This window comes from uncultured Nitrospira sp., from assembly GCA_902500695.1.
In the GTDB taxonomy this organism is placed as follows: domain Bacteria; phylum Nitrospirota; class Nitrospiria; order Nitrospirales; family UBA8639; genus Nitrospira_E.
Genome location: CABVRQ010000167.1, coordinates 1 through 2,543, shown reverse-complemented (window position 1 = coordinate 2,543; position 2,543 = coordinate 1). Strand labels below are relative to the sequence as shown.

General features: G+C 52.5%; 1 pseudogene. It reads right to left on the bottom strand.

The window, feature by feature from the left end:
• Positions 1–69: 69 nt before the first annotated feature.
• Positions 70–2,016 (bottom strand): annotated as a pseudogene (locus tag AAH187_RS19135) (TonB-dependent siderophore receptor).
• Positions 2,017–2,543 lie beyond the last annotated feature (527 nt).

Below are 2,543 nucleotides of genomic sequence, written 5' to 3'. Positions count from 1 at the left end.
ATTGCCGTCGTCAATCACCTTCCTCTTCATTCACCCGTCGGCTCTTGAGCCGCACCCCGACCCACGGAGCTAATACTCCACCTTCACCGAGCCCATAAACATTCTTGGAGTTCCCACGTCTATACGCGTACGATCAAAACCGGCACTGCTCGGGAAATATTCCTTATCCAGGACATTGTTGATATTCAACTGGGCCGTCACCCTGGATGGCCCTACAGGGAAGGCATAGCCCGCCACCAGATTCACCAATACATAGCCCGGCATTTGCGCGTCATTTTCCTCATTGACTTCACGTTCACCTCTGGCGACGATGCCTCCTCCCACTTTGATCCCTCGGAGTATTTTTTGCTGAAAATCATAGGTGGTCCATACACTGCCGCCGTGCTTCGGCACGTTGGGGAACCGATTGCCTTGCGTGCCATCGTTGTTTTTGGTGATTTCGGAATCGATATAGGCATAATTGGCAAAGACTTGCCACCCTGGCAGGATTTCACCGGTCACATCCAGCTCTATCCCTTCGTTTCGCGCTTCTCCGGTTTGCGCGGAGAACCCTAAGGCGGCTAAGGCCGGGTCGGGATGGCCGGTCGCGATATTCTGTTTGGTGAGTCGGAACCAGGCGACCGTCGCACTGAACCGTCCATCGAAGAGCTCTGATTTGATTCCGGCTTCCCATTGCTGGGCCGTTTCGGCCTTGAGAGGATTACCGCCCGTTCCCGCTGAAAATAGATTTGGGACGCCAAAGTTCTCGACATAATTGCCATAGAATGACAATTCCTTGATCGGTTGCCAGACCAACCCGACTCGTGGTTTGATTTTTTCCTGTTTGCTTTTGGTGTTTGAAGTCACACCTCCAAACGTATCCGTTCTTTTGATCTTGTCATGATCCTACCGAAATTCGGACAAGAGGTGCAGATGAAAGGGCAAGGCAATTTGATCCTGGGCATACAAGCCAAACCACTCTTCTTTGAGATCATACTCATAATCATCAGCCGGATCACGAATGGGGCTGCCGGCATGGGTAGGATTGAAGATATCAATGGATGGAAAGGCAAAATTATCAATGATGGTTCCCGTGAGATTGAAATGATAATAGTCGCCGCCGAACAATAGGGAATGGTTGAGGCCAAATGTCTCCACGCGGCCGGTGAGATCGAGGCTGGAGGTATATACATCCACCTTATTATCCCTGAACCCGGCATAAAATCGATCTAACGTCCGGTTATCCGCCTGAAGGGCCAATGGCAACACGACATCATCGTGTTCATCGGTAAATTTCGCATTGAACCGGTGTTGAACTTTCCAGTCGGGATTGAAGGCATGCGACCAGTTCAATCCGGCAAGAATTTCTTCGTAGTTGGCCTCGGCAAAGGATTCCCCGAGATTTCGCTCAACCGGTAAGTTGGCAGGACGATCGCCAATCGCTATCGTGCCATAATCCGGGCTGGCCTTCCCTGACTTGTATTCCATATCCACGGTAATTTGTGTGCGGTCGCTCAGCTTCCATTGGAGCACCGGCGCCACAAAGACTCGGTCGCTCTCGACAAACTCCCGAAATGATCCGGCGTTTTCGTAGGCAAAGTTGATTCGATATAACAACGAATTATTTTGATTGAGCCCGCCTGTCGCATCCAGCGTCGTCCGATAGAAATCATAGGAGCCGAACTGCTGTTGCACGGAATAATAGGGTTGAGCCTGTGGCTGTTTGGTGACTAAATTGATGAGGCCTCCCGGCTGGATTCTGCCATATAACAAGGAGGCGGGGCCTTTCAAGACCTCAATTCTTTCCAGATTCGCCACCTCTCGGGGTCCGGTTTGCGTCAGGGCTGATTGGAAACGCACACCATTGCGATAATAATCGAAGGTTTGGAAGCCTCGTATATTAAAGTTCTCGACCAATCCAAACCCTTGCCCCACATACACTCCGCTGACGTTCTTTAATGCCTGATCGATGGTGACGGCCTGTTGATCTTTCATTACTTCCTGGGGCACGACTTTCACCGACACCGGTGTCTCCATCAGCGGCGTGTCGGTCTTCATACCCGTCGTGGCGTGGGTGACGTTGTACGTGTCGCGTTGCGCCACGATATGCACCGGCTTGGCCTCGACCACCGGCATCTGTTCCCTATCCTGAGCTATGGTAGGTTGGCCCAAGCCGATCGGGGGGAGCGGCAGGACAGGGGCGCGTGGTTCGGGGATGGTAGACGGAGCCGGTTCAAGTGCCTGGGGCGCCTCGGCCGTCTCCGTTGATGAAGATGGCTGTTCCGCCTGACTCTGTGGTGTCGGCGCCGGCTTAACCGGCCCGATGCAGCCGGTTATCCCCATAAGCAGGACACAACCCAGTGCGACCAGCCCGCGTCCAAGACAGACGACGCGGGAAATATTCGAATACGCAAGGAATATTCTTTCAAAAAATTTTGTACCATTCATCAACAACACATCCTTTTCTGTTCACCCAGGCCCACGGTGTGGCAGGTCCCTCTAGAGGCAGATCAACTAACCGCGGTGAGTAATCGACTTGCAAACATAGGTTTGAAGCGTCTACT